This is a genomic window from uncultured Formosa sp. (assembly GCF_947500765.1).
Classification (GTDB): Bacteria; Bacteroidota; Bacteroidia; order Flavobacteriales; family Flavobacteriaceae; genus Formosa.
Window position 1 is genome coordinate 91,651 of the sequence record NZ_CANMTH010000011.1, and the last position, 24,631, is coordinate 116,281.

Annotated in this window: 22 protein-coding genes; 15 read left to right on the forward strand and 7 right to left on the reverse strand. The window is 32.3% G+C overall.

Annotation, left to right across the window (positions count from 1 at the left end):
- Positions 1 to 73 precede the first annotated feature (73 nt).
- Positions 74 to 325, reverse strand: a complete 252-nt coding sequence (locus Q1B05_RS16135; RefSeq protein ID WP_299782015.1) for a type B 50S ribosomal protein L31 — start codon at positions 323 to 325, stop codon at positions 74 to 76.
- A 160-nt stretch (positions 326 to 485) separates the two neighbouring features.
- On the opposite strand from Q1B05_RS16135, the gene Q1B05_RS16140 reads away from it, so the two are divergent.
- The 9 genes from Q1B05_RS16140 to Q1B05_RS16180 all read left to right on the forward strand — a co-directional run bounded on the left by Q1B05_RS16140 (position 486) and on the right by Q1B05_RS16180 (position 9,691).
- Positions 486 to 1,016, forward strand: coding sequence for a DUF4199 domain-containing protein (locus Q1B05_RS16140; protein ID WP_299782017.1), 531 nt, complete (start codon positions 486 to 488; stop codon positions 1,014 to 1,016).
- Between the two features lie 40 nt (positions 1,017 to 1,056).
- Positions 1,057 to 2,013 carry a glycosyltransferase family 2 protein gene (locus tag Q1B05_RS16145; protein WP_299782019.1) on the forward strand — a complete coding sequence of 319 codons (957 nt, stop codon included), beginning with the start codon at positions 1,057 to 1,059 and terminating at the stop codon, positions 2,011 to 2,013.
- Positions 2,014 to 2,087: 74 nt separating this feature from the next.
- Positions 2,088 to 3,815, forward strand: coding sequence for a phospho-sugar mutase (locus Q1B05_RS16150; protein ID WP_299782021.1), 1,728 nt, complete (start codon positions 2,088 to 2,090; stop codon positions 3,813 to 3,815).
- A complete protein-coding gene (locus Q1B05_RS16155; RefSeq protein ID WP_299782023.1) occupies positions 3,815 to 5,641 on the forward strand; it encodes an ABC transporter ATP-binding protein in 1,827 nt (608 codons plus the stop codon). Before Q1B05_RS16150 ends, Q1B05_RS16155 begins: the two co-directional genes overlap by 1 nt.
- 150 nt (positions 5,642 to 5,791) lie before the next feature.
- Positions 5,792 to 6,334, forward strand: coding sequence for an RNA polymerase sigma factor (locus Q1B05_RS16160; RefSeq protein WP_299782025.1), 543 nt, complete (start codon positions 5,792 to 5,794; stop codon positions 6,332 to 6,334).
- A gap of 33 nt (positions 6,335 to 6,367) precedes the next feature.
- Positions 6,368 to 6,865, forward strand: a complete 498-nt coding sequence (locus tag Q1B05_RS16165; RefSeq protein WP_299782026.1) for a hypothetical protein — start codon at positions 6,368 to 6,370, stop codon at positions 6,863 to 6,865.
- A gap of 10 nt (positions 6,866 to 6,875) precedes the next feature.
- Complete coding sequence (locus Q1B05_RS16170; protein ID WP_299782028.1) at positions 6,876 to 7,313, forward strand: sensor of ECF-type sigma factor; 438 nt, start codon at positions 6,876 to 6,878, stop codon at positions 7,311 to 7,313.
- Positions 7,314 to 7,565: 252 nt separating this feature from the next.
- Entirely contained in the window at positions 7,566 to 8,339 is a 774-nt protein-coding gene (locus tag Q1B05_RS16175; RefSeq protein WP_299782030.1) for an XRE family transcriptional regulator, read from the forward strand.
- On the forward strand, positions 8,336 to 9,691 hold the full coding sequence (locus tag Q1B05_RS16180; protein WP_299782059.1) for an exonuclease domain-containing protein: 1,356 nt from the start codon (positions 8,336 to 8,338) through the stop codon (positions 9,689 to 9,691). The genes Q1B05_RS16175 and Q1B05_RS16180 overlap by 4 nt, the downstream gene beginning before the upstream one ends.
- Here Q1B05_RS16180 and Q1B05_RS16185 read toward each other — a convergent pair whose 3' ends face one another.
- Positions 9,692 to 12,175 carry a polysaccharide biosynthesis tyrosine autokinase gene (locus Q1B05_RS16185; protein WP_299782032.1) on the reverse strand — a complete coding sequence of 828 codons (2,484 nt, stop codon included), beginning with the start codon at positions 12,173 to 12,175 and terminating at the stop codon, positions 9,692 to 9,694. It abuts the gene before it with no gap.
- 3 nt (positions 12,176 to 12,178) lie between these two features.
- On the reverse strand, positions 12,179 to 12,901 hold the full coding sequence (locus Q1B05_RS16190) for a polysaccharide biosynthesis/export family protein (RefSeq protein ID WP_299782034.1): 723 nt from the start codon (positions 12,899 to 12,901) through the stop codon (positions 12,179 to 12,181).
- A gap of 181 nt (positions 12,902 to 13,082) precedes the next feature.
- Between Q1B05_RS16190 and Q1B05_RS16195 the strand changes: the two genes are divergently transcribed.
- The 6 genes from Q1B05_RS16195 (at position 13,083) to secA (ending at position 21,132) form a co-directional block, all read left to right on the forward strand.
- Positions 13,083 to 14,939: an ABC-F family ATP-binding cassette domain-containing protein gene (locus Q1B05_RS16195; RefSeq protein ID WP_299782036.1), complete on the forward strand. Its 1,857-nt coding sequence runs from the start codon at positions 13,083 to 13,085 to the stop codon at positions 14,937 to 14,939.
- Between the two features lie 23 nt (positions 14,940 to 14,962).
- Positions 14,963 to 15,736, forward strand: coding sequence for a class I SAM-dependent methyltransferase (locus Q1B05_RS16200; protein WP_299782038.1), 774 nt, complete (start codon positions 14,963 to 14,965; stop codon positions 15,734 to 15,736).
- Between the two features lie 119 nt (positions 15,737 to 15,855).
- Positions 15,856 to 16,560, forward strand: coding sequence for an ABC transporter ATP-binding protein (locus Q1B05_RS16205; protein ID WP_299782040.1), 705 nt, complete (start codon positions 15,856 to 15,858; stop codon positions 16,558 to 16,560).
- Between the two features lie 101 nt (positions 16,561 to 16,661).
- Positions 16,662 to 17,234: a cob(I)yrinic acid a,c-diamide adenosyltransferase gene (locus tag Q1B05_RS16210; RefSeq protein WP_299782042.1), complete on the forward strand. Its 573-nt coding sequence runs from the start codon at positions 16,662 to 16,664 to the stop codon at positions 17,232 to 17,234.
- A 150-nt stretch (positions 17,235 to 17,384) separates the two neighbouring features.
- Positions 17,385 to 17,606, forward strand: coding sequence for a DUF2795 domain-containing protein (locus tag Q1B05_RS16215; RefSeq protein ID WP_019387375.1), 222 nt, complete (start codon positions 17,385 to 17,387; stop codon positions 17,604 to 17,606).
- A gap of 169 nt (positions 17,607 to 17,775) precedes the next feature.
- Positions 17,776 to 21,132: a preprotein translocase subunit SecA gene (gene secA, locus Q1B05_RS16220; protein WP_299782043.1), complete on the forward strand. Its 3,357-nt coding sequence runs from the start codon at positions 17,776 to 17,778 to the stop codon at positions 21,130 to 21,132.
- Positions 21,133 to 21,330: 198 nt separating this feature from the next.
- Here the strand turns inward: secA and Q1B05_RS16225 are convergent, their stop codons facing one another.
- The 4 genes from Q1B05_RS16225 to Q1B05_RS16240 form a co-directional block, all read right to left on the reverse strand.
- The gene (locus Q1B05_RS16225; protein ID WP_299782045.1) at positions 21,331 to 22,164 is read right to left on the reverse strand and encodes a hypothetical protein; all 834 of its coding nucleotides are present in this window, start codon (positions 22,162 to 22,164) and stop codon (positions 21,331 to 21,333) included.
- Between the two features lie 171 nt (positions 22,165 to 22,335).
- Positions 22,336 to 22,836, reverse strand: a complete 501-nt coding sequence (locus Q1B05_RS16230; RefSeq protein ID WP_299782047.1) for a hypothetical protein — start codon at positions 22,834 to 22,836, stop codon at positions 22,336 to 22,338.
- 155 nt (positions 22,837 to 22,991) lie between these two features.
- The gene (locus Q1B05_RS16235; protein ID WP_299782049.1) at positions 22,992 to 23,840 is read right to left on the reverse strand and encodes a hypothetical protein; all 849 of its coding nucleotides are present in this window, start codon (positions 23,838 to 23,840) and stop codon (positions 22,992 to 22,994) included.
- Between the two features lie 133 nt (positions 23,841 to 23,973).
- Positions 23,974 to 24,537, reverse strand: coding sequence for a hypothetical protein (locus Q1B05_RS16240; RefSeq protein ID WP_299782051.1), 564 nt, complete (start codon positions 24,535 to 24,537; stop codon positions 23,974 to 23,976).
- Between the last annotated feature and the right edge of the window lie 94 nt (positions 24,538 to 24,631).

The window sequence follows — 24,631 nt, forward strand, 5'->3', positions numbered from 1 at the left end:
TTCGATTTTTTAAGTAAAAATAAAAAAGCCTTTCAAAATTTGAAAGGCTTTAGTAATATATATTTGCACTAAATTACTTTTTGAATTTAGCGTATTTATTTTTGAATTTATCAATACGACCAGCCGTATCAATTAATTTAGATTTACCTGTATAGAACGGGTGTGATGTTCTTGAAATCTCCATTTTAATTAAAGGATACTCAACACCATCTACTTCTAATGTTTCACTTGTGTTAGCGGTAGATTTAGTTAAAAACACATCTTCATTAGACATATCTTTAAATGCTACTACTCTATAATTTGCTGGATGTATATCTTTTTTCATCACTAAACGTATTTAATCTTATCAATTTTGAGAATGCAAATTTAAGAATTTTTTATTCTCTCACAATCTTTTTTTCATTTATTTATTTAAGTTTCTATTTGTAACGTTTTAGTATATTTGTTTACTAACCATTTTAAACCTATTAACCAATCACAAAATTATGGAAAATTCATTAAAATCTATGGCTGCTACTTACGGTATTTACTTAGCCATTTTATTATCTGCTTTTACAATAATAGCGTATGTTGTAGATCTAGAAATATTAACTAGTATGTGGGTTAGCGCCGGAATATTTATAGTAATTATAGTGTCCGGAATTTTTTCTACTGCGAAGGCTAAAAAAGTACAAAACGGATTTATCACGTTTAAAGATGCATTTACAGCCTACTTTGCAACGGTAGTAATTGGCATTATTATTAGTACCTTAGTAAGTATAATAATTTTCAATTTTATAGATCCAGATGCTGCAGATTTTTTAAAACAACAGATTATTGAAAAATCGACCGGAATGATGGAAAGTTTTGGAGCACCGCAAGAGCAAATAGACATTGCCATTGCTGAAATGCAAAAACAAAATCAGTTTGCAATTGGTAATCAATTAAAATCTCTAGCCTTTTCAATTATATTTTATTGCATCATGGGATTAATAATTGCACTTGCAATGAAAAAAACTGACCCAGAAGCCATTTAATTATAGTATTTTTGAACTTTTAAGAGTTTAAAACGCATACATGGATATATCAGTAGTCATACCACTACTTAACGAACACGAATCTATAAAAGAATTATACGATTGGATTGCAAAAGTCATGCAGTCCAATCGTTTTTCTTACGAAATTATTTTTATAGATGATGGTAGTACAGACACCTCTTGGACTATAATTTCAGAATTATCTAATATATATACTGAAGTTAAAGGCATTCGTTTTTTACGCAACTATGGTAAATCGCAAGCCTTACATGCTGGTTTTGAAAAAGCTAAAGGCGATGTCATTATTACTATGGATGCCGACTTACAAGACAATCCTGAAGAAATTCCTGAGCTTTACAACATGATTATTAACGATAATTTTGATTTGGTTTCAGGTTGGAAAAAGAAACGTTACGATTCTGTAATATCTAAAAATTTACCTTCAAAACTTTTTAATTGGGCCGCACGAAAAACATCTGGAGTAAAACTTCATGATTTTAACTGCGGACTCAAATCTTATAAAAACGAGGTTATAAAAAACATAGATGTTAATGGCGAAATGCATCGTTACATTCCGCTTTTAGCTAAAAATGCAGGATTTTATAATATCGGAGAAAAAGTTGTACAACATCAAGCTCGTAAATATGGAGAAACCAAATTTGGTATGGATCGCTTTATTCATGGCTTTTTAGACCTCATTACCATTTGGTTTATATCGCATTTTGCCAAACGCCCAATGCATCTTTTTGGTGCTTTAGGAGCAATAATGTTAGCTATAGGTTTCGGATTTTCTGTATATTTAGGAATTGATAAAATTTTCCTAAATCCGCATGGTAGACTCATAACAGATCGTCCGCAATTTTATATTGCTTTAACCACAATGATTCTTGGTACTCAGTTTTTTGTTGCTGGCTTTTTAGGAGAACTTATTTTAAGATCTAAACCAAACCGAATTAGATACAACATTAAAAGTGAGTTAAATTTAAACGAAAATTGAAAGAATTTAACGCAACATTAATCATTACCATTTAACGAATTAATTATTTTTACTGACCATATAATAAAAATATTATGATTTACATTGAACCAGAATTATTAGAACGCGTAAATACATGGCTAACACCTGCCTTTGATGAAGACACACAAACCTACATTAAAGACTTAATAGCAAATAACCCAACAGATTTAAAAGAAAGTTTTTATAAAGACTTAGAGTTTGGAACTGGTGGTATGCGAGGTATAATGGGAATTGGTACAAACCGAATTAACAAATATACTTTAGGAAAAAACACTCAAGGTTTAAGCAATTACTTGCACAAAAGTTTCCCCGGCGAAACGGTAAAAGTAGCCATTGCTTACGACTGTAGACATAACAGTAAAACATTAGCAAAAGTAGTTGCCGATGTATTTTCTGCAAATAATATAGAAGTTTATCTTTTCGAAGATTTACGTCCAACTCCAGAATTATCTTTCGCTGTAAGACATTTAGATTGCCACTGTGGTATTGTATTAACAGCATCTCATAACCCACCAGAATATAACGGATACAAAGTATACTGGCAAGATGGCGGCCAATTGGTTCCTCCACATGACGATTTAATAGTAAACGTTATTGACAGCTTAGATTATTCTGAAATTAAGTTTGACGAAAACGCAGACCTTATTCATTATATTGGTAAAGACGTAGATAATGCCTTTATTGAAGCATCTATTAAAAACGGAAGCTACACAACTCCAGAAGCTAGAGAAGGTTTAAATGTTGTATTTACACCGCTTCACGGAACATCTGTAACGTCTGTACCTCAAACTTTAAAACGTGCAGGTTATAATCACGTACATATTGTAAAAGAACAAGAAGTGCCAAATGGCGATTTCCCAACCGTAAAATCGCCTAACCCAGAAGAGCCTGAAGCTTTAAAAATGGCTTTAGATTTAGCAGAACAAACAGGTTCGGACATCGTTATTGGTACAGATCCTGATTGTGACCGTTTAGGTGTTGCTGTTCGTAATTTAGATGGTGAAATGGTTTTATTAAACGGAAACCAGACCATGTTACTAATGACCGATTTCTTACTTAAACAATGGAAAGCGAAAGGCAAACTTAATGGCAACGAATTTATCGCTTCTACAATAGTTTCTACACCAATGATGCACCAATTAGCAAAAGCTTACGATGTAGATTATAAAATTGGTCTTACAGGATTTAAATGGATTGCTAAAATGATAAAAGATTTCCCTGAGCAAACGTATGTTGGTGGTGGTGAAGAAAGTTTTGGTTATTTAGTTGGCGATTTTGTTCGTGATAAAGATGCTGTGACCTCTACCCTATTGGCTTGCGAAATTGCAGCACAAGCAAAAGCAGATGGTAGCTCTATGTACCAAAGCTTGTTAGATCTTTATGTAGCACACGACTTATATAAAGAACGTTTAATTTCATTAACTAAAAAAGGTATTGAAGGTGCTCAAGAAATCACTCAAATGATGGTTGATGCTCGTGAAAATCCAGTATCAGAAATCAATGGGGCTAAGGTTGTAAGTGTAGAAGATTATCAAACATCAACAGTTAAATACTTAGCTACAGGAAAAGAAGAAACTATCGATATTCCAAAATCTAATGTTATTATTTATTACACTGAAGACGGTAGTAAAGTAGCCTTAAGACCAAGTGGGACAGAGCCTAAAATTAAATTTTACATTAGCGCAAATACCCCGTTAGACAGCACAGACAATTTTAAAGCTACAGAAGCAAAACTTGAAGCTAAAATTGATGCAATTATAAAAGATATGAAGCTTAGTTAATGGAATATTTAAAAAAACTATCACGCTTTATAATTCCGTATAAGAAATACGGTTACTTTAATATTTTCTTCAACATATTATATGCATTTTTTAGCACCTTAGCCATGGTCTCTTTAATGCCTATGATTAATGTTTTATTTGGAGAAACGGAACGGGTAACCGTAAAACCAGTTTATCAAGGTATTACGCATTTAAAAGCGTATGGTGAAGATTTTTTAAACTATTTTGTCACTACAACTAATGCAAACGAAGGGCCGCAACGCACTCTTTTTTACATGATTGTATTAATAATTAGTTTATTCTTACTTAAAAATATATTCAATTATTTAGCTTTATTTTCAATTACATTTTTAAGAAATGGTGTTTTAAAAGATTTAAGAAACGCCATTTACGACAAGGTTATTACCTTACCCATTTCTTATTATTCTGAAAAGAAAAAAGGAGATATAATTGCTCGTATTTCGGGAGATGTGAACGAAGTTAAAAATTCTTTACTTGCTATTTTAGAGCTTATTGTAAAAGAACCTTTAACCATAGTTTTTGCTATAATAACTATGTTTACCATTTCGTCTAAACTTACCATATTTGTGTTTTTATTTATACCTGTAGCCGGATTCATTATATCTAGAATAGGAAAAAGTTTAAAACGTAAATCAAATAAAGTACAGACCGAGCAAGGCGTTTTTATTTCTACTTTAGAAGAGACTTTAGGTGGATTAAAAGTGATTAAAGGTTTTAATGCTGAAAAAAAGTTTAATGATAAGTTTCAAGATTCAACCAATCGTTTCTATCATTTTTCAAACACCCTTTTAAACCGACAAAACTTAGCTTCTCCAACCAGTGAATTCTTAGGTATTGTTACTATTGCTGCCTTATTATGGTATGGAGGAAGTATGGTTTTAATTGAAAAAACCTTATCTGGTGGTGCTTTTATAACCTATATGGCCCTAGCTTACCAGATATTAACACCTGCTAAAGACATTAGTAAAGCCAGTTATAAAGTTAAGGCAGGTAATGCTGCAGCAGATCGTGTTTTAGAAATTTTAAATACAGATTCTGTTTTAGAAGACAAACCTAACGCTAAGGTGAAATCGGACTTTACAAGCGATATTACTTTAAATAATATCTCATTTAAATATGACGATGAGATGGTTTTAAAACACTTCACCTTAAAAGTACCGAAAGGAAAAAGTGTCGCGCTTGTGGGGCAATCTGGTAGCGGAAAAAGTACAATTGCGAATCTAGTTACCCGTTTTTACGATGTTAATAATGGAACCATTACTATTGATGGTGAAGATATTAAAGATTTAACTAAACAGTCGCTTCGTAGTTTAATGGGCTTAGTTACTCAAGATTCCATCTTGTTTAACGATACTATTAAACAGAATATTCTTTTAGGAAAAGAAAACGCTACAGACCAAGAAATCATTGAAGCTCTAAAAATTGCTAATGCTTGGGAATTTGTAAAAGATTTACCACTTGGAATTGAAACTAATATTGGAGATTCAGGTAATAAATTATCTGGCGGACAAAAGCAACGTTTAAGTATTGCCCGTGCCGTTTTAAAGAATCCTCCGATTATGATTTTAGATGAAGCAACTTCTGCCCTAGATACAGAGAGCGAACGCTTAGTACAAGATGCTTTAGAGAATATGATGAAAAACAGAACCTCTATTGTTATCGCTCACCGTTTATCAACCATCCAAAGTGCAGACCTTATTGTGGTTATGCAAAAAGGAGAAATTGTAGAACAAGGCACACACGACGAGTTAATAAAAAAAGATAATGTTTACAATAAATTGGTACACATGCAAAGTTTTGAATAACGCATAGGCTAAACAATTAAAGTAAAAGGATAAACATAACACAACTTGTTTATCCTTTTTTTATGACCCTTTTTATAACTTTATTCAGAAATTTATCTTTTTCAAATTAAACTTTTAATACCTTATAGAGTCTAATGTTAAAACGCACGAATGATTAACGAGTCTCAACTTTTAGAGCGACTAAAATCTGATGCTAGCAGAGATTCTGCTTTTAAAGACCTTATTCGCCTTTATAAAGAGCGTCTGTATTGGCACATCCGTAATATTGTAAAATCTCACGACGACACAGACGATGTGTTACAAAATACGTTTATAAAAATATTTAGAAACATAAATTCATTCAACGGAGATAGTAAATTATACTCTTGGATATATAGAATTGCGACAAATGAATCTATTTCTTTTATTAATAAAAGAGCAAAACTTTTACAAATCACAAACGAAGAGGCACAACAACTAGCACTAAACCACTTACAATCTGATGTTTATTTTGAAGGAGACGAAATTCAATATAAATTACAACAAGCAATTGCTAAATTACCTCAGAAGCAACAATTAGTATTTAATATGAGGTATTTTGAAAATATAAAATATAAAGATATGTCTGAAATTTTAGACACCAGCGAAGGCGCTTTAAAAGCCTCTTACCATTTGGCTACAAAAAAAATTGAAGACTATTTAACTCACGATTAAACCATTGCATAAAAACACAGTCTAAACATTAAGATGAAACTGAAAGACTTACATAACGACAAGAATACTGGTTTTAAAATACCTAAAGATTACTTTGCTAATCTTGAAGACTCTATTTTAAACGAGGCTAGACTGCAAGAGAAAGTCCAAAGCCACGGTTTTAAAATTCCTGATAATTATTTTGATACTTTAGAGGATCAAATTTATAATAAAACAGTAAATAAAAAGACCACAAAAGTAAGAACCTTAAACATAAAACCTTGGTTTTACGCCGCTAGCATAGCTGCAAGTTTAGTACTTATATTTACCCTTACTTTTTCAAAAAATCAAACGTATACCATTAGTTCTATAAATAATGAAACATTAGAATCTTTTATTTTAAGAGAAGAATTAGATGCTTCAGAAATGTCTACATTAATAACCGATTCAGATGTTTTTGAAAGTGACATTTTAAATAGTACAATAAGCGATGCTAATATAGATCACTATATAGAAAGTGAAACCAATCTAGAAGACCTTCTAGATTATTAAAAATTAATTTATGAAAAAAGGATATCTCATTTTACTAATAGCCCTATGTAGTGTAAACATATTTGCACAGACTAAGGATGAAAAAATTAAGACTTTAAAAATAGCTTTTATTACAGAAAAATTAAATTTATCTAAAACTGAAGCTCAAAAATTTTGGCCCATATACAACGCATACGAAAAGCAAAATAATGACTTACGTAACGAAATGAAAATGCAACGTAAAGAAGATATAAAATTAGAAGACTTATCTGAAACCGAAGCCAACGACTTATTAAATGACATGTTAAAATCTAACGACAAAAGATGTCATTTATACAATCAATATGTAAACGATTTAAAGCCTATTATTACTGCTAAAAAAATAATCATTCTTAGAAAAGCAGAAGACGATTTTAGACGAAAATTATTCGAAGAATACAAAAAAAGACATCGCGAAGAAAAAAAATAATATTTAAAAAAGAGCCATTTGGCTCTTTTTTTTGGTTAAAACCATAATTTATTAAAAAGGCATACAAACATTACACACTAATAATCAACCCATTAATCAAACCATTTAAAACAAGTTAACGCTATACATTCTTTTAGCACAAACACTGCATTTCTAATTATATTTTTATTTTTTCAGAAACAATATTTCGCTACATTTACAATCAATAATTACTACTATATAAACCAATCGTTTTTTTACGTATAATTTTATTTGTTTATGATTGCTGCTAATATTCGACATTTAAGGACGCTTAAAAAACTCTCCCAAGAAGCCCTTGCTAAATCTCTTGGCATTACAAGATCTAGAATAGGATCTTATGAGGAAGGGCGTTCAGAACCTTCAATAGACATGCTTATTGTGTTTTCTGATTTTTTCAAACTTCCCGTAGACCTACTATTGCGTACAGATTTAACAAAAACTAACGACGGCTCATTTTTAAAAATAGGAGAAAACAGAATCCTTTTCCCTATGGTTATAGATTTAGAAGACGACGATTTAATAGAAGTTGTTCCTGTAAAAGCATCTGCGGGTTACTTAAATGGTTACGACGACCCCGAATATATAGATCAATTACAAAAAATAAAACTTCCTTTTTTACCTACTGGAAAACATAGAGCATTTCCTATAAAAGGAGATTCTATGTTACCATTAAAAGATGGTTCTTTTGTTGTAGGCCGCTTTATTGAAAATGTTAGAGATATACAAAACGGCCGCACCTATGTGGTTTTAACAAACTCTCAAGGGATGGTTTACAAACGTGTTTATAATCAAATAAAAGATAATAATAGCTTACTTTTAGTCTCAGATAATAAAACTTACAATCCCTATTTAGTGCCCGCCCAAGACGTTTTAGAATTATGGGAATTTACGTGTTGTATAAATACGCAAGAATATGACGAACATGAACTACAAATAAGTAGTATAATACGAATGTTTAACGAGCTTGGAGTAGAGTTAAAAGCTTTAGAAAAAATGATACAATAATGTATACAATTATAGATATTGAAACCAATGGTAGCGGAAATAAGATTACCGAAATTGCCATTTTAAAACACGATGGCACGCAAATTATTGAGGAATTCACGTCTTTAGTCAATCCAGAGGCTCAAATCCCTCCTTATATTACTACACTAACCGGAATAGACAATAGAATGGTTGCCGATGCACCAACGTTTTCAGAAATAGCACAACATATACTTGATATTACTGAAGATTCTATTTTTGTAGCCCATAATGTAAATTTTGATTATAACATTATTAGAAATTCTTTTAAAGCACTTGATATTGATTTTAAACGAAAAAAATTATGTACGATTAGATTGTCTAGAAAATTAATTCCTGGACATCAATCTTACAGTTTAGGTAAATTATGTACAGCCTTAAATATTGACGTTTACGACAGACACCGTGCTAAAGGTGATGCAGAAGCTACCGTTATTTTATTTGAAATGTTATTAGCTAAAGAACAGGCTAAAACAGTTTTTAAAGACTTCTTAAAACCATCTTCTAAGGAAGCTACTTTACCACCAAATTTACCAAGTGCTGTTTTTAACGCTATTCCTAACGAGCCTGGAATTTATTTTTTTAAAAACAAAAAAGGAACTGTTATTTATGTTGGCAAAGCTAAAGACTTAAAAAAACGTGTTTTAAGTCATTTTTACAATAAATCGGATAAAGAAATGAATCTTTGCAGAGAAACTGCAGACATTACTTTTGAATTATCGGGTAGCGAATTAATTGCTTCGCTTATGGAAGATGCAGCTATAAAAGCACATTATCCAGAATATAATCAGGTTTCAAAACGCAATCCAAAAGCCTTTGCTATATTTAGTTACGAAGATCGAGACGGTGTTAAACACCTAGCATACAACACTCTAAAATCTACTCCTAACCCACTTCAAATTTACTATTCAATAACAGATTGCAGACAGCAACTGGAACACTATTGTAAAGCTTTTAATTTATGCCCAAAATATTGTCATTTACAAGAAGGCGCTTCAGCATGTTCTCATTATTCTATTAATGATTGTAAAGGTATTTGTAAACAGGTAGAATCTGCTAAAATGTATAATTTAAGAGTGAACGAAGCTATTGAATCTATTAAAAATAGTAATCAAGAAATTGTATTAAAACAAACAGGCAGACATCAAGAAGAATCTGCCTTTATTTTAATTAAAGATGGGTTTTATAAAGGATATGGGTTTATAGACACTACAGAACAAATTATGCATACAGAAGACTTAGAGCGCTTTTTAATTCCGCAACAAGACACCATGCACACTCAAAAAATATTACAAAGTGTAATTTTAAAGACAAATGTTAGCATGGCTCTATAACTATATTTTTTTGATAAGTTGTTTTAACTTACCTGCAATGCCACTCTTTTTATCTTTTTCGTGATATGCATTTCCGTAAACACCATAGCCGTAGCCATAACCGTAACCATAGCCATAACCGTAATTATGATTACTTTTATGTTTATAAAAGTTCAATACAAAACTTATGTTTTTAACTTCACCCATACGGTATTTGGCATTGATTAAAGATAACATCCCTTTCTTGGTATAATCTAATCTTACCATAAATATTGTAGCATCTGCAAACTGAGTTAACTGCAAAGCATCTGTTACCAATCCTAATGGTGGTGTATCTAGAATAATCATATCATATTCTGTACGAAGTTGAGCAATTAAATCGGTCATCATATCACTCATTAGTAATTCTGATGGATTTGGAGGTACCGGCCCCGAAGGAATAACATCTAAATTACCAACATTGGTATGACTTGTAACTTCTTTTAAAGAATGTTCTCCTATCAAGTAATTTACCATTCCACGTTCGTTAGTGATTTCAAAATCACCAAAAATTTTAGGTTTACGTAAATCTAATCCTAACAATATGGTTTTCTTACCAGATAGAGCATAAACGGTAGCCATGTTAATGGATGTAAACGTCTTACCTTCTCCACTCACCGAAGACGTTACCATAATGGTTTTTCCTAATTTTTGATCTGTATCTTGCTTTTTTAAGATAAACTGCATACTAGATCTAATTGATCTAAAAGATTCTGCTACAGCCGATTTCGGTTTTTCAAATACTACAAGATTATTATGATATTTATATTTTCCGATAAGTCCTAAAATAGGAATACGAGACAATCGTTCAACCTCATCAGAACCATGTATAGTACTATCTAATAAATAAATAATAAAAATTATTAACATTGGTAAAAAGAAGCCAACCATAAGCGCCATCATGTAATTAAGCGATTTGTTTGGTCCAATTAATCCGCCACCAATATCTTTAGCATCATCTATAGAGGTAATGTCTGAAATGTTTGCAGCTTTAACAATAGCCGCTTCACTACGTTTGGCCATGTATATATTATAAGCCTCTTGACTGATATCTAGCTTACGCTGAATTTTTAAATATTGTTGCTGATCTTCTGGTAAATTACTTAATTTAGATTCTAGATTTGCTGCTTGACGCTGAATGCTGTTTAATTGTAATCGTATTGTTCTTTTTGTAGCATCTATAGTTTCTAATAATACACGCTTTTCAGCATCTATTCTACGATCAAGATCTTTAAATAAATTAGAACCTTCTTTCATTGTGTATTCTAAACTCTGACGTTCTATCGCCAAAGCCGTAATTTTCCCTACACTTTGTTGAATATTTGGTTCTTCAATACCTACAGAAGAAGGTGCTGCAATGTTGATGTAATTTGTTTTAGTACGCAAATAATCATCTAAAGCATTTAAGTAGCTAAGCTTAGTTTGCTCCATCTCTTTTGCCATCTCGTATTCACGCAAACGAGACGATACTTCAGTCATTTCAGCATCTACATCAAACACTTTGTTTTGCTTTCTAAAAGAATTCATCTCTTCAGAAACATCTTTTAAACTTGTATTAACACTAGCTAAACTACTGTCTATAAACCTAATCGTGTTTGTTGCATAAAGGTTTTTACGTTCTAATTCTGTGCGACTTAAAATAGCCGATGTTGCATTTAAATAATCTACAATTTTTGCTTTATTATGACCTGATAATGATAATTTTAAAACGGAAGAAGACTCTTTTGAAAAGGGTTCTGTCTTAACCGCATTTTTATAATTATCGACAACCTGATCAAAATTCAAGAACTTTATAAAATATTCAGAGTTATTAGCAATAGTTTTCTCTGGTTTAGTAAATAGAGTAAAATGAGCAAATGGTAATACAACAGGTTTTCCTATTGTAAACGCTTCTTTAAAAGGCCCTAATGGTAAGCTTACAGATGCTGTGTGTTTATCGCCGTAAAACTGCATTGTCGCATCAGCTGTTTCAAATTCGTTAAAAATTTCAAACTGTGTATCGTTTATAAAACGTATTCCAAGTGGTTGGTTTAGAAGCTGACCTTGTTTCTGATCTATCTCAACATAAAAAGGGGCATCTTTATAAATATCTTCCTTTCTATATTTTCCTTGTTTTAAATAATCAATATAAAACAAAAGAGAGTCTACAACTTTCTCATTATGAGTTCGAGTTTGTAAAGACGTAATAACTTTTCCTACTTTACCAGAAACACCTCCCCAGTTAAAAGAAATACTAGTATTGGCTGTAAAAAATGGATTTTGGTCATTTTCAATTGTAATTAGAGAATCTAACCTGTAAATGTTTTGTTTTCTTACATTTATAAGATAAGCAATAATTAAAGCGGCTCCTATGCATAGTAATACCAGCTTCCAAAGATTAAGAACTTTAAATAAATACCCTCTAAAATCGAAGGTCATTCCTCCAGATTCCATTTGGTCCTGATCATCATATTCGTACTGTGTCATTCGTTATAAGCGATCTATTAATAATAAAGTTGTGGTTCCTAGTGTAATTATTGTTGCAATAGTAGTTAAGGTTTGCATCCCTGTTTCTCCAGTTCCCCAAGATTTCTGAGGAAGAGGTTTAACGTAAATAACATCATTAGGTTGTATGTAATAATACGGCGAACTCATAACATCTTCGCGTGTAATATCTAAATGATGAATTTTTTGCCCCTGCGGGTATTGTCTAATAATTAAAATATCTTTTCTATCTCCAGTAATTGGTATTTCTCCAGCATTAGCAATAGCTTCAAAAATATTTACCCGATCTTGAAATAACGTATTTGTTCCTGGAGATTCTACTTCCCCACTAACCGTATAACGTAAACCTGTGAGTTTAACGGTTACAAAAATATTTGCTGTTTCTTTAAACTGCTCTTCAAGTAATTTTTTTTCTAAAATCTTTTCTATTTCTTCGGTGGTATAGCCTAATACATTAATACGGCCTAAGGCGGGCACTCTTATTTCTCCATGTAAATCTACTGTAAAGCCATCAAAATAGGCACGTTCCTCACTATTAGCATCTAACAAATCTTCTCCCATCGGGTTAAAAATTTGTACAGCATCTTGATCTAATGCTTTTACACGAATATTTAAAATATCGTAAACCTGAATACGGTAAGGTGCCTGAGCAGCAACGACTTTAGATATTGAATCGGCTGCTGTTTCTGAAGGTTGTAAATACACCATTTCTTTAAGCGGAACGCATCCCATAACTGAAAGACATAATACAACACAAGTGAATATAAAAAATTTGGTCATGAAAAAAGTGCAGATATTTAGCGACAAATATAAGTTTTCGACAGGAATATAAAAACTAATCGTTTACTTTTTGGATATTTGCAAATCAATTATAAAATAAAAGAAACACTTGAATTATTTAACAGTAGAAAATATAGCTAAATCTTACGGAGAACTTACGTTGTTCGAAAACCTGTCATTTAGTATACATAAAGACCAAAAGGTTGCTTTTGTAGCTAAAAACGGAACAGGAAAAACATCGATTCTAAACATTCTCTCAGGACTTGATCAGCCAGATACTGGACAAATAATTTTTAGAAAAGACATTACCGTTTCATTTTTACCACAAGAACCAATCTTAGACCCAAATTTAACGGTAGAAGACACTATTTTTGATGGTGATCACGATATTTTAAAAGTTATTAAAAATTACGAAGCGGCTTTACATAATACAGAAGACGCGGATGCTTACCAGAAGGCTTTCGAACAAATGGATCGCTATAATGCATGGGATTTTGAAACGCAATACAAACAAATCTTATCTAAATTAAAATTAGACAACTTCTCTCAAAAAGTAAGCACTCTTTCTGGAGGACAAAAAAAACGTTTAGCTTTAGCAAATGCATTAATTAACAAACCCGACCTATTAATTCTAGATGAACCTACCAACCATTTAGATTTAGAAATGATTGAGTGGTTAGAATTATTTTTTGCAAAAGAAAACATGACCTTATTTATGGTAACTCACGACCGTTTTTTCTTAGAACGTGTGTGTAATGAAATTATAGAATTAGATCAAGGTGAAATGTTTAGTTACAAAGGAAACTACTCCTATTACCTTGAGAAGAAAGAAGCAAGAATTACTCAAGAAACAGTAGAAACGGGTAAAGCAAAACAACTTTTTAAAAAGGAATTAACTTGGATGCGTCGCCAACCTAAGGCACGTACTACAAAGTCGAAATCTAGAATAGACGATTTTCACGATATAAAACAACGCGCAAGCAAACGCCGAAAAGATCATCAAGTTGAGTTAGAACTCAACATGGAACGTTTAGGAAACAAAATTGTAGAACTACACAACGTTAAAAAAGCGTTTGATGACAAAACCATTTTAAACGGATTTACATATAATTTCCAACGCGGAGAACGTGTAGGTATTATTGGTAAAAACGGAACAGGAAAAACAACCTTTTTAAATATACTAACAGAAACAGCTTTACCAGATAGTGGTACAATTACCTTAGGAGAAACGGTAAAGTTTGGATATTACACCCAAGCAGGTATTACTGTTAAACCTGAACAAAAAGTTATAGATGTTGTTCGTGAATTTGGAGATTATATTCCGCTTAAAAAGGGAAGACAAATTAGTGCGCAACAACTTTTAGAACGCTTTTTATTCGATAGAAAAAAACAATACGATTTTGTAGAAAAACTTAGTGGTGGTGAACGTAAGCGTTTATACTTATGTACCGTACTTATTCAAAACCCTAATTTTTTAATTTTGGATGAACCTACAAACGATCTTGATATTGTTACTTTAAACGTACTTGAAGATTTTCTTTTAGATTTCCCGGGCTGTTTATTAGTTGTAACACACGACCGTTACTTTATGGACAAAATTGTAGACCACCTTTTTGTATTTAGAGGCGAAGGTGTTATTGAAGATTTCCCTGGAAACTATAGTGATTTCAGATCTTACGAAGACAGCCCAGAAATAGCTACTTCAGAGGATAAAAAAGAAAAAAAGAATTGGAAACAAGATTCTAGCACAAAATTATCTTATAACGAACAAAAGGAATACAATAATATAGAAAGCAAACTAAAATCGTTAGCTTTTGATAAAACAGAATTAGAAGCCAAGTTTACAAATCCAGACCTTTCTCAAGATAAAATTAACGAACTCTCTGCAAAATTAGAAAAATTAATTCAGGAGATAGATGAAAAAGAAGAACGTTGGTTTGAACTTGCAGCTAAAATAGAAGAATAGTTTAAATCGCGATTACTAAGATAGTGCTTCATCAAATTCTAGAATATATAAAATTTTTAAAACGCTCTACTAATCAGCATGGGGTGCACTCCCCTTTTGTTTACGACTTGGTTACTCAATGTTTTTACAACAAAAAAAAATATGCTGATTATACGTTAATTACCAACTATAAAAAGGCGCTTTTAAAAACCAATACACTCATTGAGATTACAGATTTAGGCACAGGTTCTGTGTATACAAAAAATAATACCCGTAGCATAAAAAGTATAGCCAAAAACTCTGGAGCATCTTTAAAACGTGCCAAATTATTATATCGTTTAGCCGAATATTTTAAATTTACAACCAGTTTAGAGTTAGGAACATCTTTAGGAATATCTACTCATGCTATTGCTTTAGGCTGCAAAAACGGAAACATTACATCTATTGAAGGTTGCCCGGAAATAGCAAAATTCACAGCACAGAATCTAAAAGAAAAAAACATTAATAATGCTGAAATTTTAGTTGGAGATTTCAGCAAAGTAATTCCTCTATTAAACAAAAATACTTACGATTTTATTTTATTTGACGGCAATCATAACAAAGCCGCTACGTTGGCCTATTTTGAATTATTACTACCTAATATTCACAACAACACTGTTTTCATTTTCGACGATATTTATTGGTCTAAAGGGATGACTGAAGCTTGGAAAATCATCAAACAGCACCCGAAAGTAAACGTTACTGTAGACACCTTTCAATATGGTTTTGTGTTTTTTAGAAAAGAGCAAGTCAAAGAACATTTCACTATCAGATTATAACTTTTTCTATTTAAATTTATTGTTTTCTTCATTTAAAGTGTAACAAAACATAAAGTCGTGCGTCTTATTTCTTATAAAAATTCCTGTATCTTGCAGTAACCAATATCAGCATTAGTTTTATGGATAACGTCATAGAAATCACCAATATTATTCGCGATTTTAAACTCGGACAAGAAACCGTTCATGTTTTAAAAGGCATCGATTTAACCATTAAACGCGGCGATTATATTGCTATTATGGGACCATCGGGTTCTGGAAAATCGACACTAATGAATTTACTAGGCTGTTTAGACACGCCTACAGCAGGAACCTATATCTTAAACGGTAAAGATGCTAGTAAAATGACAGACGATGAGTTGGCAGATATTAGAAATACTGAGATTGGTTTCGTATTCCAAACCTTTAATTTACTACCAAGAACAACTGCACTAGATAATGTTGCTTTACCTATGGTGTACGCTGGCTACTCTAAAGCAGATAGAACAAAGCGTGCAGAAGAGGTCTTAACCGAAGTTGGATTAGCAGATAGAATGGACCACAAACCAAATCAGCTTTCTGGAGGACAAAGACAACGTGTTGCTGTTGGTCGTGCTTTGGTGAATAAACCATCTATTATTTTAGCAGATGAACCTACCGGAAATTTGGATTCTAAAACGTCTGTAGAAATTATGGGGCTTTTTAACACCATCCATAAGCAAGGCAACACAGTAATTTTGGTAACTCACGAAGAAGAAATAGCAGAACATGCACATAGAATTATTCGTTTACGTGATGGGCTTATTGAAAGTGATACTAGAAACGAAAAAATTATTGTAGCAGGATAAACACACAAATCAAAATCTTAATTCATTTTTAAAGCCTAATTTTTACATGTAACTTTGAATTGTGCTAACTATTAGCACAATTTAATTTAAGCATTCATTACATGAAAATATATACTAAAACAGGCGACAAAGGTACAACTGCACTTTTTGGAGGCACACGTGTACCTAAACATCATATACGTATTGAAAGTTACGGTACCGTAGATGAACTAAACTCTTACATTGGTCTTATACGCGACCAAGACATTAATCCTGCTTATAAAGACATTTTAATTACTATACAAGACCGTTTATTCACGCTTGGAGCAATGCTAGCTACACCTCCAGATAAAGCTATTTTAAAAAACGGAAAGGAACGTTTAAATATTCCTAAAATAGATGATGCTAATATTACTCTGTTAGAAACAGAAATGGATACAATGAATGCAGAATTACCACCAATGACACATTTTGTGTTACCTGGCGGACATCAAACTGTGTCATTCTGTCACATTGCACGCTGCGTATGCCGTAGATCAGAACGTTTGGCTTCAGAATTAAATGACATTGAGCCTCTAGATCCACAAACATTAACTTACTTAAACCGTCTTTCTGACTACCTTTTTGTGTTGGCACGAAAGTTGTCTCATGACTTACAAGCAGATGAAGTAAAGTGGATTCCTGAGAAACACTAAAAATAAATTAGCAAGGAAATGTTAACCCGCTTTAAGTCAAAATGTTTAGAAAAATAAAGCGTTCTTTAATTTAATGATGAAATAATTCATTTTTTTCTTGACTATTTAAACTAAAAAATTATTTTTGCAAAAAATAAAAACGAATTACAGATGTATTGGACATTAGAATTAGCATCATATTTAAGCGATGCGCCTTGGCCAGCTACTAAAGATGAGCTGATTGACTACGCAATTAGAACTGGAGCTCCATTAGAAGTTGTAGAAAATTTACAATCCATTGAAGATGAAGGCGATTCGTACGACTCCATTGAAGAGATTTGGTCAGACTATCCTACGGATGAAGACTACCTCTGGAACGAGGATGAATATTAGTATAACATAAAGAAAAGTTAAAAAGTCTCGTATCGAGGCTTTTTTTTGTGCTATTCTTTATTAAACATAACAACAAAACGTATATTTGAATCCTATATTTAATAGCATTTAAAGTACATAACTGTATCTATTAAGTTAAAACTTAATACAACCATTAACACCCACACGGATGAATTTTTTAAATTCTGTACTTAAGGTATTTGTTGGAGATAAATCCAAGCAAGATGTAAAAGCCATCATGCCTTTAGTAAATAAAATTAAAACCTTTGAGCAAGCGCTTGAAGCTTTATCGCATGACGAATTAAGAGCAAAAACGGCTTTTTTTAAAGCTAAAATTGCCGAAGGGAGAAAACCTTTCGAAGATCAGATTGCAACCCTTTTAGAAGAAGCTAATAATACTGAAGACATAGACAGACGTGAAGATATTTATCAAGAGATAGATAAATTAAAAGACGATTCTTATGCCGCAACAGAAGATGTATTAAACGAGATTCTTCCAGAAGCCTTCGCTGTTGTTAAAGAAACAGCAAAACGTTTTAAAGACAATACAAATATAACGGTTACAGCTAGTGCTTTTGATAGAGAAATATCTGGAACTAAAGATTACGTTGTTTTAGAAGACGATAAAGCCATTTGGGCAAACTCTTGGGATGCAGCAGGAAAAGCCATTACATGGGATATGGTGCATTACGATGTACAACTTATTGGAGGTATTGCCATGCACCAAGGTAAAATTGCAGAGATGCAAACAGGGGAAGGAAAAACATTGGTTGCAACCTTACCTATGTACCTAAATGCATTAGCTGGTAAAGGGGTACACCTTGTAACTGTAAACGACTACTTAGCAAAACGTGATAGCGCATGGATGGCGCCTATTTTTCAATTTCATGGTTTAAGTATCGATTGTATCGATTACCACCAACCTAATTCTGAAGCGCGTAAAAAAGCATACAACGCCGATATTACTTACGGAACAAATAACGAATTTGGTTTCGATTATTTACGTGATAATATGGCGCATTCACCAAACGATTTGGTACAACGCCCTCACCACTTTGCAATTGTCGATGAAGTCGATTCTGTATTAGTTGATGATGCCCGTACCCCATTAATTATTTCTGGACCAATTCCTCAGGGAGACCGTCACGAATTCACAGAATTAAAACCTAAGGTAGAAGACATCGTTTCTGTACAACGCAAGTATTTAACAGGTGTTTTCGCTGAAGCAAAAAAATTAATTACCGAAGGCGACACTAAAGAAGGTGGATTAAAATTGTTACGTGTTTTCCGTGGAATGCCTAAAAACAAAGCGTTAATTAAGTTTTTAAGTGAAGACGGCGTTAGACAATTACTTCAGAAAACTGAAAATCATTACATGCAAGATAACAACCGCGAGATGCCTAAGGTAGACGAAGCGTTGTACTATGTTATAGATGAAAAAAATAATCAGATTGAATTATCAGATAAAGGTGTTGAATACCTTTCTGGAAAAGACAATCCTGACTTTTTCGTCATGCCAGAAATTGGTATTGAAATGGCTAAAATTGAAGCAAAAGGTTTACCTGCTGAAGAAGAAGCAAATGAAAAAGAAGATTTATTTAGAGACTTCGGAATAAAATCTGAACGTATTCATACCTTAAATCAATTACTTAAAGCCTACGCCCTATTTGAAAAAGACAATCAATATGTGGTCATGGAAAACAAAGTAATGATTGTAGACGAGCAAACAGGTCGTATTATGGATGGTCGTCGTTATAGTGACGGATTACACCAAGCCATTGAAGCTAAAGAAAATGTAAAAATTGAAGCTGCGACACAAACATTTGCAACGGTAACACTTCAAAATTTCTTTAGAATGTACCGCAAACTGTCAGGTATGACAGGTACAGCAACTACTGAAGCAGGAGAATTATGGGAAATATACAAGTTAGATGTTGTAGAAATACCAACTAACCGTCCTATTTTAAGAGAAGATAAAGAAGATTTAGTTTATAAAACTAAGCGTGAAAAATACAATGCGGTAATCGAAGAAGTTACCAAATTATCTCAAGCTGGTCGTCCAATATTAATTGGTACAACCAATGTTGAAATTAGTGAGCTTTTAGGAAAAATGCTTAGCATTCGTAAAGTACCACATAATGTATTGAACGCGAAATTACATAAAAAAGAAGCCGATATTGTTGCAGAAGCAGGTAAGCCTGGACAAGTAACAATTGCAACAAACATGGCTGGTCGTGGTACCGATATTAAATTAATAGACGAAGTTAAAAAAGTTGGTGGTTTGGCCATTATTGGTACAGAACGTCACGATTCTCGTCGAGTAGACCGTCAGTTACGTGGTCGTGCGGGTCGTCAAGGAGATCCAGGAAGTTCACAATTCTATGTATCATTAGAAGATAACTTAATGCGATTATTCGGATCTGAGCGTATTGCAAAGATGATGGATAAAATGGGATTAGAAGAAGGTGAAGTCATTCAGCATTCAATGATTTCTAAATCTATAGAACGTGCTCAGAAAAAAGTTGAAGAAAACAACTTTGGTGTTCGTAAGCGTTTATTAGAGTATGATGATGTTATGAACGCACAACGTGAAGTGGTTTACAAACGTCGTCACCATGCCTTATTCGGAGAACGTCTTAGTGTAGATTTAGCAAATATGATTTTTGATACCGCAGAAAATATTGCTGAAACAAATAAAGAAGCAAACGATTATAAGAATTTCGGATTCGAATTAATTCGTTACTTCTCTATGAACAATCCTATAAGCGAACAAGAATTTAATAAATTAACTGTTCAGGATATTGCTGGTAAACTTTATAAAGCTGCTTTGGTTTTTTATAAAACTAAAATGGCTAAGAATGCAGAACTAGCATTCCCTATTATTAAAAACGTTTACGAAACACAAAGCGATAAATTTAAGCGTATTGTTGTACCATTTACAGATGGTGTAAAAACACTACAAGTTGTAACAGACTTACAAGAAGCTTATGAAACTGAAGGAAAACAATTAATTACAGATTTTGAAAAGAATATTACGCTAGCCATTATTGATGATGCTTGGAAATCGCATTTACGTAAAATGGACGAGTTAAAACAATCTGTTCAATTAGCTGTGCACGAACAAAAAGATCCATTATTAATTTATAAGTTTGAAGCTTTCGAATTGTTTAAAGAGATGATTGCTCAAGTTAATAAAGATGTTATTTCATTCTTATTTAAAGGAGAATTACCTAGCGAAGATACAAATGCGATTAGCGAAGCGAAACAAGTAGCTCCTAAGAAACAAAATATAAAAACATCTAAAGAAGAAATTCCTAATTTAGATGAACGTGCTTCAGAAAGTAGAGCTGCAGGACAAACGCAACGTCAGCCAGAAGTTGTAGAAACCATAGTTCGTGACAGACCAAAAATTGGTAGAAACGATAAAGTAACCATCAAGAATGTAATGAATGGCGAAAGTAAAACCGTGAAGTACAAACAAGCCGAACCGCTTTTAGCAAAAGGGGATTGGGTAATTACAGAATAGTATAGTCTACTATACATTTAAACAACAAAAAAGCTGTCTATTTTAATAATAGACAGCTTTTTTATTTTAGGGGTGGTTTGGGGATAGTTTAAATTCCTATTTTAGTAAATAAAAACAGAACAGAATATTCCGCTAGGATTTTCGTAAGCAGACTAGAACCAGCCATTAATTATACACGGTGTTGTAACACGTTTTTTATCAAAATTGCCACCATTCTTTTCGTTTAATCAATTTGTAAATCGAAAAGGATTTTGTTATTCCGTTCGTTTTTTCGTATTCAAATTGTTGATTTATTAGTTCAATAATATGTTGCCAGCCTGCTGAAAAGCTCGCTCTTATTTCACTTCCGTTTGGCATGTAATTCCGTTCGACAAGAATTTCTCCAATATTTTCAAATAGCTCTGAAAAGTCTTTTTTAAACATCTTTGGCAAATACCAAGTAATTTTGGTTTCCTCTTTCCAGTTCCCAAAACTTGCAACTAAAACATCACATTTTTTAAAATCCGAAATCGTTGGTTTGTTTTCTTGGTTTATTCGGGTTGAAACGATTAGATTATAGCCAAAACCTGTTTCAAAATCAGATTCCAAAACGATTCCACCACCATAATTACCATTTTCCAATTTGAATGTTAAACAACTTCCTTTTTTAAAGATTGGTTCTTTTTTGGAAATTCGTTTTCTTGCTTTTGGTTTAGCTTTTTCGGACTCTAATTTAATTAAAAACTTTTCAAGAACATTTTTTCTTTTCTTAATATCCGATTCGCTTGCGTCAAGTTCTTTCCAAACTTTTAAGTTAGATTCGCTTTTGATTATTTCACGAACTTTTTCAAGAATATCAGTCGGCAAGCTTTTAGTTTCCCAAAGAGCTAGTGCCAAAGCAAACCAAAAATCATTTTCTCCGTTTGGATTGTCCGAAATTAGTTTCTCTTTGATTTCTGTCGGTTCTTTTCCTTCATTATATAAATCAAAAAAGTCAGCATAAATATCTGCTGAAGTATCGTTACTTTTTATGGCTGTTCCCCAAGTTCCCAATTCAGTTTGTGATTTTGTTCAAATGTTTTACAACGGTTTTGTATAAGATTAGTGTGGTTTTGTGAGCGAGGATTTTCCGCAGGAAAATCAGATGTAACAAAAATGCACGAACGCTTGATTAAGCACTAAACTACGCATTATTTTTATGCGATGTTCTGCATAGTTTTTTTATTAATTCAGGATTAGTGGTGTCATTTCGGACTTTAATTTGTCATAATCCGCTTGAGTTATTACTCCTAACTCTAATAATTCTTTTGCTTCTTTCAATTTTGAAATAGCAGCTTCTTTCGTTAATTTTCCATTCAGGTTTTTTATTTCTCCAAGCTCCAATGCTGTATCATAATCAATTAAAACAGGAATAAGTCCATGGCCTTTAAAATGCGCATACACTTTATATCCATTTTTTTTCGTCCCATAAGTTTTTAATTTATCCACAATCACTTTTTTATCAGCTAATGTGTTTGAAACTCTTTGTCCTCCTTGCGAAATATAAGTAAATCCTAAATCAGATGTTGGAATTCCAATTGTTAAAGTATCTCCAACTTTTAAAGTATCTCCAATTTTGGTCAGATAAATTTTATATTCAGATTTTTTCGTCAATTTTCCATATTCCGCTGTTTGGGAATAGCCAATCGAAAAGCTAAATATTAGTATGAAAGTAAATATTTTCATTTTTGGTCAAATTATGCACAACGTGTTAGAATATGGAAAGTTGCGTTTTTGAAAACGTAATTTTACGATGTTTAAATTTAAGTTTTTTTAGTTTTAGAAACATTCTATTTTACTTAATTAAGCAATTTTTTATATGCATTGTTAGCAGCTGATGTTTAATCTGGAATTATTAGATTAATCCCAAATTGATTGCAAATAGCCTTTAATAATTCTGTATTTTTTGGTTCTATTTTTCTAATGCTAGCTCTACCTAATTTAACTATTTCTCCTTCTTTTATCATTAATGGATTAGTCACGGTTGTTCTAGCAAGATACTCAAGGTTTTTGGCATAAAAATATAACACGTCACTCATTTTTAAGTCTCGTAATATTAATTCGTTATACTCCTCCATTATACCTTTATGGTCTTTAAAAAATTGACAATCTTTGATAAAGACTATATACGCTCTATTACCTAATGAGATAAATATTGAACTAGAATTTATTATATGGATAAAATTAAACTTTTGTTCTTGCTTAAAATTAAACCTGAAGACTGATCCAAACGGGTCTGGACTACATTTAAAATCTCCAGAAACACAATGCAGATAATGTCTAGCTTGTTCTAATGGATCTTTTGTAGAAATAACATCACCTATTTTATAACCTGGATTTTTTCTGTCCCATTCAAATATTTTGTCTTTTATTGTCAAACAAAAGTGAATCTTATTAGCCCAACGCCAAATGTCAGAATCCGTTTCTGATTCATTTGAGATAACTTTTTCTAATTTCCCAAATACTTCTCCATTACATTTCGGACAGCATGGAACAACTAATTGTCTATATGAAATTTTGGTTTCATTTGGTAATACTAATTTCTGATCCCACAAATCAAATTTATGTTGTAACCATTTCGGAAATATATGTTCACGGGTAGTAGCTTTTCTACCACATACAAAACATGTTTCGTTATCTATTTCGAAACTTTTAATTTTAGTAAATTGCTCCATATCATTTGCTGCCAACGTTGTTGTATATGGTTTGTGGCGTGTTTAAGCACCTAATTTAGTAAATAATTACCGACCAAGAAAGTCCGCGAGGACTTTCGCAAGTAGGCTAGAACTAGCAATAAATTATATACGGTGTTACCCACAGTTTTTATATTTCGTTTCCATTTTCGTCAGTTACTATAATTGTTCTTTGTCCCATATTTGGCTCGACAAAAAGTCCCGTTTTTTCAATCCGATTTATGGTCGAATTTTTTAATTCCGAACACTCAACATACATATAATAATCATACCCGAAAGTTATTTTAAATTCAGATTCGAGTAAATTCATCCAAATAGTTTCTCTTAAAATCAAGCGAATCATTTTTTGAATCTGCGTTAAATTCAAAATAGTTCCGTTTTCCAAAATGTCAATTTCATTATTAAAATCAACATCAATATTCTTTAGTCGACCATCTTTTTTATAATTTTCAAAATCATCGAACGAATCGTGTAATTCTAATGAGTCAATTTTTAGACTCGATATGTTTTTTTCGTCAAGAATAAGTTTAATAGATTCCGCATATGCCGTTTCTGTTTGTTCATATTCTTCATAATCCACGTTTCTATATTCAGATTTCCCTATGTCGCTAATCGCTGTCCATTCGGAATTATCCAGAAAATGCCCTTCTTCATTTCTCTTTTTTGGGTCAAATTTTGTTATTCTGTAAGTCATTTTCTCAAATTGTGGGTAACGGTTTTGTGTATGGTTAGTTGCGTGGTTTAGCAACTAAATTAACAAAAAGGTACGAACCTGTGAATATTCCGAA

Excerpts from the sequence above, each read along its gene's own strand:
- Q1B05_RS16215 (WP_019387375.1), top strand. The coding sequence starts at position 17,385 with ATGTATTGGACATTAGAATTAGCATCATATTTAAGCGATGCGCCTTGG.
- Q1B05_RS16205 (WP_299782040.1), top strand. The coding sequence starts at position 15,856 with ATGGATAACGTCATAGAAATCACCAATATTATTCGCGATTTTAAACTC.
- Q1B05_RS16210 (WP_299782042.1), top strand. The coding sequence starts at position 16,662 with ATGAAAATATATACTAAAACAGGCGACAAAGGTACAACTGCACTTTTT.
- Q1B05_RS16160 (WP_299782025.1), top strand. The coding sequence starts at position 5,792 with ATGATTAACGAGTCTCAACTTTTAGAGCGACTAAAATCTGATGCTAGC.
- Q1B05_RS16185 (WP_299782032.1), bottom strand. The coding sequence starts at position 12,175 with ATGACACAGTACGAATATGATGATCAGGACCAAATGGAATCTGGAGGA.
- Q1B05_RS16230 (WP_299782047.1), bottom strand. The coding sequence starts at position 22,836 with ATGAAAATATTTACTTTCATACTAATATTTAGCTTTTCGATTGGCTAT.
- Q1B05_RS16150 (WP_299782021.1), top strand. The coding sequence starts at position 2,088 with ATGATTTACATTGAACCAGAATTATTAGAACGCGTAAATACATGGCTA.
- Q1B05_RS16170 (WP_299782028.1), top strand. The coding sequence starts at position 6,876 with ATGAAAAAAGGATATCTCATTTTACTAATAGCCCTATGTAGTGTAAAC.
- Q1B05_RS16165 (WP_299782026.1), top strand. The coding sequence starts at position 6,368 with ATGAAACTGAAAGACTTACATAACGACAAGAATACTGGTTTTAAAATA.
- Q1B05_RS16190 (WP_299782034.1), bottom strand. The coding sequence starts at position 12,901 with ATGGTGTATTTACAACCTTCAGAAACAGCAGCCGATTCAATATCTAAA.
- Q1B05_RS16155 (WP_299782023.1), top strand. The coding sequence starts at position 3,815 with ATGGAATATTTAAAAAAACTATCACGCTTTATAATTCCGTATAAGAAA.
- Q1B05_RS16145 (WP_299782019.1), top strand. The coding sequence starts at position 1,057 with ATGGATATATCAGTAGTCATACCACTACTTAACGAACACGAATCTATA.
- Q1B05_RS16240 (WP_299782051.1), bottom strand. The coding sequence starts at position 24,537 with ATGACTTACAGAATAACAAAATTTGACCCAAAAAAGAGAAATGAAGAA.
- secA (WP_299782043.1), top strand. The coding sequence starts at position 17,776 with ATGAATTTTTTAAATTCTGTACTTAAGGTATTTGTTGGAGATAAATCC.
- Q1B05_RS16135 (WP_299782015.1), bottom strand. The coding sequence starts at position 325 with ATGAAAAAAGATATACATCCAGCAAATTATAGAGTAGTAGCATTTAAA.
- Q1B05_RS16140 (WP_299782017.1), top strand. The coding sequence starts at position 486 with ATGGAAAATTCATTAAAATCTATGGCTGCTACTTACGGTATTTACTTA.